The organism is Paenibacillus sp. oral taxon 786 str. D14, from assembly GCF_000159955.1.
Classification (GTDB): Bacteria; Bacillota; Bacilli; order Paenibacillales; family Paenibacillaceae; genus Fontibacillus; species Fontibacillus phoenicis.
In genome coordinates this window covers 31,891-38,994 of sequence record NZ_GG695994.1, presented here as the reverse complement: position 1 = coordinate 38,994, position 7,104 = coordinate 31,891, and the positions used below count along the sequence as shown (strand labels likewise).

Sequence of the window (7,104 nt, the reverse complement as noted above, 5' to 3'; positions counted from 1 at the left end):
AGTGATGGTATGTTGTCTTGCAAGGCAAAGTACATCATTTGAATAAAGGGGGAACCAAGCTTGTTGAGTGAATTTCAAGAGACATTGCTCCAGTCCGTCAAAGCATACCAATCGCCCCAACTCGTAAAAAACAAGTATGAGAACGTACTCCAACACCTGGACAGCGGAATCATGCTGTTTGACTGTGATGGGGTTCTAACCTTTATCAATGTACAGATGGCCAAGCTGCTTGAAATGCCGCGCCAATCCCTGATCGGCTGTAATTTATTGCAGCTGCTGCGGCATCCGCATCTCAACCAATTTAAGAAGCGTAAGATCTTGCGTATTTACCGGGAGACTATCTTTCACCGCAAAAAGTACCATGAGTTAATTGACGAATACGGCAGACATTGGCTGATTACGGTTACATACGGGGATCAGATGGATGGGGATTTTCTGCTTAGCGTCAAGGATGTTTCTGATTTTAAACGGATCGAACAAACGGCTTATCAGAACGACAAGCTGGCGATGCTTGGAAAAATTTCCGCGGCGATTGCGCATGAAATTAGGAATCCGCTTACAGCGATCCGCGGATTTATTCAGTTGCTGCGGCCTCATTTGCTGCAGCTGGGCAAGGATGAGTATGCCCGGATTATCTTAACGGAAATCGACCGGGCGAACGATATTATCCATGAGTTTCTAAATTCTTCGAAGCCTTCGGCTCCGCAGAAATCGACGGTCAACGTTTCTTCCTTGTTGAAGGAGGTTGTTCTGCTTACGGAGAGCGAGGCGTTGATGAAGGGATGCCAAATGATCCTTCACGAGCCAAACGAGGAGCTGCTCGTCTCCATCGATGTTAAGCAGATCAAGCAGGTGCTGCTGAACATTATCAAAAATGCGATGGACGCCATCGCCGAAGTAGGCGGCGACCACCAAGGGGTGATCGATATCCGTGCGGAGAAGGAAGGCAAATCGGTTTGTATCTCGATACAAGATAACGGCGGCGGAATGGACAAGGGGATGCTAAGCCGCTTGTTTGATCCGTTTTTTACGACGAAGGAGAAGGGAACGGGATTGGGATTGTCGGTGAGTTACCGGATCATCCGGAACCATCGGGGGAACATTTCCGTGGACAGCTTAAAAGGAGCGAGAACGATCTTTACCGTTTCGCTCCCGCTGGCATTATAAATTAATCTTTAGGGCCTTTGGCCGCAGATGGCGTAGAGGACGCCGCGTACTTCCCGCAAGCTGCAGAACAGGACTTCTGCTGCGAGCAGGAGGCGCAGGCGCCTTTTTTGCTTTTCTTGAAGCCGCGGTATAACGCGAAGGCAGCATATCCAAAAATAGCGGTAAGGATGATGATGTCGGCCATAACAGGCAGCTCCTTTCGTTTATCGAATTTTGCTTAAGCCAGTCCGAATCCTAGCCGCCATCCGATCTGATAGATCAAGAAAGCCACGAGGTAAGCCAGCGTCAGCGAATAGCCGATAGCAAATAACGTCCACTTCCAGGAAGCTGTTTCTTTGCGAAGAACGCCAACCGTTGCAAGGCACGGGGTGTACAGCAGAACGAAGGCCATAAAGCTGTAGGCCTGCAGCCCGGTGAAGGATGCGGCAATTTGGCCTTGCAGTCCGGCCATATCCGGAACATGGTAAATGATGTTCATCGTTGATACCACGACCTCCTTGGCCATAAACCCGGTAATCAGCGCTGCCCCGGATTGCCAAGTGCCGAAGCCTAGCGGCTGCATGACGGACGCGAACAAGCCGCCGATGGCTGCGAGGAAGCTGTCATCCATGTTGTCCGCGACGCCACCCGGACCAAGGTACGTGAGCAGCCAGATCAGCACGGAACCGCCGAGAATGAAGGTGCCGGCTTTGCGCAGGAAGCCTTTGCCCTTCTCCCAGGTGCTGCGGAACAGGGTGACGCTTTGCGGCATCCGATATGGCGGCAGCTCAACGATAAAGAAGGAACGTTCGTTTTTGAACAGGAACAGCGAGAACACTTTGGCCAACCCAAGCGCCAGCACGATGCCAAGCATATACAGAGAAAAGACGATCAGACCTTGCGACTCAGCGAAAAAGATGCCGGCAAATAAAGCGTAAACCGGTAACCGCGCGGAGCAGGACATCAGCGGAATGAGCAGCATGGTCAGCATCCGTTCCTTCGGCTGCTCGATGCTGCGGGAAGCCATAATCGCCGGCACATTGCAGCCAAAGCCTAGGATAAATGGAATTAACGCTTTGCCGTTTAGACCGACGATTTCCATCAATTTATCCATCATGACGGTAATCCGGGCCATGTAACCGGAGTCTTCAATGAAGGAAATGATCAGGAACATGATGAAAATCTGCGGAATAAACACCAGTACGCCGCCAACGCCGCCGATGATGCCGCCCGTGATCAACGCCTGCGTGAAGCTTGAAGCCCCTATGCCGGTCAGCAGACTCTCCACACCGCTGATCAGCGGACCGCTGATGAACCCGTCCAGCAGATCAGAGAGCGGGTTGCCGAGCCAATCAAACGTCAGCTGGAAAGTGAGGTACATGAAAACCATAAACAGCGGGAGGCCGAGAAACGGATGGGTGACAATACGGTCGATGCGTTCGGTCATCGAGTGCGGTTTCTTCTGTGAGGCATCCACGGCTTCACTGCAAATGTTCTGAATCCGCTGGTTCCGGACGGAGCGGATATACGCTTCCGCGGAGGAAGCCAAATCGTTCGCAGCCAGCTTCGCTTCTACTTCGGCCCGGATCTTCTGCAGCATGTGCAAGTTGGTCTGCGGCGGAAGCGCGGAGATGACCGCCGGGTTGTCCTCCAGTACCTGCAAGGCGATCCAGCGTAAGGCCGGACGTTGTTCCTCCCAGTCTGCTGCAAGCTCACGCGTGATGTCGTGAATGGCTTGCTCGATCACTTCGCCATAATCGATCGTAAATTCCGGCTTTTGCGCCGATTCAGAAGACTGTTGTTCGATTGCCCGCAGCACTTCTTTACTGCCTTTGCCGGTACGTGCAATCAGCGGGAGAACGGGAACGCCCAGCAGGGCCGCCAGCTTCTCTGGATCCACCTTCAACCCGCGGGCCTCGGCAACGTCTATCATATTTAACCCGATGATTACCGGTTTGCCGTATTCCAGTAGCTGCAGCGTCAGATATAGGTTACGCTCCAAGTTAGAGGCATCGACGATATTCACGAGCACGGAAGGGGGCTCGGAGGCCAGGTACTCGGCTGCAATCCCCTCATCTCGAGACAAAGGATGCAGGGTATAGATCCCGGGCAGGTCGGTGAGCAGTCCGGTTGTGCTTCGCAGGTGCCCGACTTTTTTCTCCACCGTTACGCCGGCCCAGTTCCCGACATATTCGTAAGAGCGGGTTAAGGCATTAAACAGTGAGGTTTTCCCTGTGTTCGGGTTCCCAATGAGTGCGGCGTTGTTCATGAGACTGCCACCTCGATATGGGCCGCTTCCTTCTGGCGGATGCCCAGCAGTTGCCCGGCGCATTCCAGCGTGACCGGACCGCCCCATAAGCAGTACCGTTTCACGACCACGCGGGATCCTTCCCGGATCCCGAGATCCGCGAGGCGCCGTTTCAGGATCGGGTCCATATTGCCAATTTGCGTGATGGCACAAGTGGTCCCGGGTTTCAAACCTAGCAGGCAGCATCGGCAAGGTTTCATGAAAACTTCCTCCTTCGTCATGTAAGTAAGCCGAAAACGGCTGAAAAATCTAGTTGATTAAACGCTATTGAGAATCAATCTCAATTAAATTCACAAGTAATATAGCACGCACCGCTGGCCCATACTGTGATTTACTTCATAACGAAGAATGGAAACTTCGTGATCCAAAGATGACTTTTCGAACAACCTTTAGTAAGATGGATAGTAAAACGAAACGATGGAGAGGAATATGCCAGATGAAAGCCAATAAATGCAAAATCGTCGACTGCACCATCCGTGATGGAGGACTGGTGAACAACTGGGACTTCAGCGTAGAATTTGTCCAAAAATTGTACGCGGGCCTGAATGAGGCGGGTGTGGATTATATGGAAATCGGCTACAAAAACTCGCCGAAGCTGCTGAAAGGCGCCGATGAAGCCGGTCCTTGGCGGTTTCTGGACGACGATTTCCTGCGCAAGGTAATTCCTCAAAAAGGAACGACGAAGCTATCCGCACTGGTCGATATCGGCCGGGTAGACGAAAACGATATTTTACCGCGCAGCGAAAGCCTGCTCGATTTAATTCGAGTTGCTTGCTACATTAAAGATGTGGACAAAGCCCTGCAGCTGGTGCAATTGTTCCATGATCGCGGCTACGAGACGACGTTGAATATTATGGCGTTGTCCAACGTGATGGAGCATGAGCTGCTGGAAGCCTTTGAGATGATCAAAGATAGCGTCGTTGACGTTGTCTACATCGTTGATTCCTACGGAAGTCTCGATTATAAAGACATGGAGCATTTGGTCAACAAGTTCAAAACCCATTTGCCAGGTAAACGGCTAGGTGTTCACACCCACAACAACATGCAGCTGGCTTTTTCCAATACGCTGGTGGCCGCTGAAAATGGGGTTGAACTGCTGGATGCCTCTGTGTATGGCATGGGACGCGCGGCCGGCAACTGTCCAACCGAGCTGCTTGTGACCCATCTGAAGGGTACGAATTACAAGCTGCGCCCTGTACTAGAAGTTCTGGAGGAGCTCTTGATCCCGCTTCGCGAGAAGGAAGAGTGGGGGTACCTGATCCCTTACATGATCACGGGGACGCTTGACGAGCATCCGCGTTCCGCGATGGCGCTGCGGGCTTCGGACGACAAAGACAAAGTCGTCGATTTTTACGATAAGCTGACGACGCCGGAGACAACGGTTCATCGTCCCAAAAAATCATAAAAATTAAGCCCGGGCCTTGTGTCCGGGCTTCTATTTTTCCTCGACAAATTTGAGAAGAAGGCAGGAAATAAGCGGAATATGTTGAATAGTAGACTCATGACGGATCGATAAGTACTTACCTCCGGAGGTTGATACGCATTGAGGATTAGGGCAGAGGAACGAACGACAATCATCCAAGGGGTAATCGGATTGGCGGCGATGATCGGGGTTGTCCAGTTGTCGGCATGGAACGGATATCCGCCGGGGACGGACGCGGTTGTTCAGACGCTGCATCTTTTGGCAGGCCTCATGTGCCTGGCCGTATCATTCGCCATATTTGCGCAGGGATGGATTCTGTTTACCGACAAACTTTCCAAGCAGCGGCTTTACACGGCCGTTTTATTTTCGATGATCGGGATATTGGATATCCTGTATACCGTTTTATACGGTGACATCTCGCTGCTTGGCTTCGAACCGAGCGGAAATTTGGCGACCTGGTTTCTGGTGATCTCACATTTGCTAGGGGCCTTTGGGATGCTGCGGATCTTTGCTGCAACGGACCAGCAGGTGTCCGGACAGCAGAAAGTGACCATGTTTGTCAGTGCCGTCTTGGTGACACTGGCAGGTCTGTTTGTGTTAAACCGGTACCAAGACCGCTTGCCGACATTATTTGAAACGGAGCTTCTACAACTGGTTTTGCAAGCGGGGATTCCTTTGCTCTACCTCCTCGTGGCTGCGGCTGTCCTTTATCGGCATCGGGCAGAGCGCCCGCCGGCGATGATGACGGTAACCCGGTCACTGCTCTTCATGGCGATGGGGCATGTCTTGCTGACCTGTCCGCCGGGGCATGTTGAGGGGTTAACCCAGGCGGCGGGGCAATGGTATATGGGCATTTCGTATTACATCGTATTAAAAGGGGTTTACCGGCTGACGATTGAAGAACCGTTGCGCGGCAAACTGCTCGTGGAAGCCCAGATGAAGCATATGGCTTACCATGATGATTTAACCGGACTGCCGAATTTGCGGCAAATGAAAGAGCAGTTGGACGAGCTCTTGGGATTTACGCGGGCTTGTATCGGCGTGGCGGTTATCAATATCGACCGGTTTAAGGCGATTAACGACTCGTTGGGTTACAGCGCGGGGGACAAGGTGTTGACCGAGCTGGGAAGTCGGTTAGCGGTGCTTGAAGGCCCTCAGCAGTGGGTGTACCGGATGGGCGAGGACGAATTCGCCGTGGTCTTCTCCGAGCTGCCGGATGCTGCGGCCGCCGAGGACCGGGCTAAACAGCTGTTAGCCTCTGTAGATCCGGGGGTACTCATCGACGACACCGAATACCATATTTCCTTGAGCATGGGTTTGTCCGTATTTCCGAATGACGCCGACTCAGTGAACGAGTTGATCCAATTTGCCGATATGGCGGTGCACCATGCTAAGGAACAAGGCGTGGAGTTTCTGCGTTATCATGCAGCGATGAAACAGCGTACCCAAGCGAAGGTGGAGCTGGAGAACGATATGCGCAAGGCGCTGGAGCGGGAGGAATTTTTCCTGGAGTTCCAGCCGCAGATTCGTTTGGATACGGGGAAAATGGTTGGGATGGAAGCGCTTGTCCGTTGGAACCACCCGAAGCGGGGACTGATACCGCCAAGTGAATTCATTCCGCTGGCCGAAGAGAGCGGGCTGATCGTTCCTCTCGGCGAGTGGGTGCTGAAGACGGCTTGCCAGTATAATAAGAAATGGCAGATGGACGGTTTTGAACCGGTTTGCGTATCCGTCAATTTATCGATGCGCCAGTTCCGGCAATATAATTTAGCAGAGCACGTGAACGCGATCCTGCGTGAGGTAGGGTTAGATCCGCAATACCTGGAGCTGGAAGTGACGGAAAGCATGACATACGATATTGAAACCGCGCTAGATCAGCTTCATCGCTTGAAGCGTTTAGGGATACATATCAGCATCGATGATTTCGGCACAGGCTACAGCTCGCTTTATTATTTGAAAAGCCTGCCGATCGATCGGTTGAAAATTGACCGCGCCTTCGTCAAAGAGGTCATGTACGACGGGAACGACGCGGCGATCGTCTCCACCATCACCACTATGGCACATCACTTAAAGCTGAAGGTGACGGCCGAAGGCGTAGAGAACGAGGAGCAGTTGGAGTTTCTGAAGCGCCAACGTTGCCACGAAGGACAAGGATATCTGTTTAGCAAACCGGTGTCTGCCGGTGTGCTGGAAAGCGAGTTCCTTAGCCGGTTAGCCGGCTAAGGAA

Annotated in this window: 6 protein-coding genes; 3 read left to right on the top strand and 3 right to left on the bottom strand. The window is 52.4% G+C overall.

Translation table 11 applies throughout. From position 1 onward, the window contains the following. The first annotated feature begins 60 nt into the window (after positions 1 to 60). Positions 61 to 1,167, top strand: a complete 1,107-nt coding sequence (locus POTG_RS20305; protein WP_009226714.1) for an ATP-binding protein — start codon at positions 61 to 63, stop codon at positions 1,165 to 1,167. Position 1,168: 1 nt separating this feature from the next. On the opposite strand, the gene POTG_RS20300 is transcribed toward POTG_RS20305, so the two are convergent. Genes POTG_RS20300 through POTG_RS20290 form a run of 3 tightly spaced genes read right to left on the bottom strand, consistent with a single transcriptional unit; the run spans position 1,169 to position 3,654 of the window. Continuing rightward, positions 1,169 to 1,351: a FeoB-associated Cys-rich membrane protein gene (locus tag POTG_RS20300; RefSeq protein WP_050769823.1), complete on the bottom strand. Its 183-nt coding sequence runs from the start codon at positions 1,349 to 1,351 to the stop codon at positions 1,169 to 1,171. Positions 1,352 to 1,384: 33 nt separating this feature from the next. Then, positions 1,385 to 3,415: a ferrous iron transport protein B gene (gene feoB / locus POTG_RS20295; RefSeq protein ID WP_009226713.1), complete on the bottom strand. Its 2,031-nt coding sequence runs from the start codon at positions 3,413 to 3,415 to the stop codon at positions 1,385 to 1,387. Further along, positions 3,412 to 3,654 carry a FeoA family protein gene (locus POTG_RS20290; RefSeq protein WP_157273532.1) on the bottom strand — a complete coding sequence of 81 codons (243 nt, stop codon included), beginning with the start codon at positions 3,652 to 3,654 and terminating at the stop codon, positions 3,412 to 3,414. The genes feoB and POTG_RS20290 overlap by 4 nt, the downstream gene beginning before the upstream one ends. A 236-nt stretch (positions 3,655 to 3,890) precedes the next feature. Between POTG_RS20290 and POTG_RS20285 the strand changes: the two genes are divergently transcribed. Beyond that, complete coding sequence (locus POTG_RS20285) at positions 3,891 to 4,859, top strand: aldolase catalytic domain-containing protein (RefSeq protein WP_009226711.1); 969 nt, start codon at positions 3,891 to 3,893, stop codon at positions 4,857 to 4,859. A gap of 138 nt (positions 4,860 to 4,997) precedes the next feature. Next, complete coding sequence (locus POTG_RS20280; protein WP_009226710.1) at positions 4,998 to 7,100, top strand: putative bifunctional diguanylate cyclase/phosphodiesterase; 2,103 nt, start codon at positions 4,998 to 5,000, stop codon at positions 7,098 to 7,100. Positions 7,101 to 7,104 lie beyond the last annotated feature (4 nt).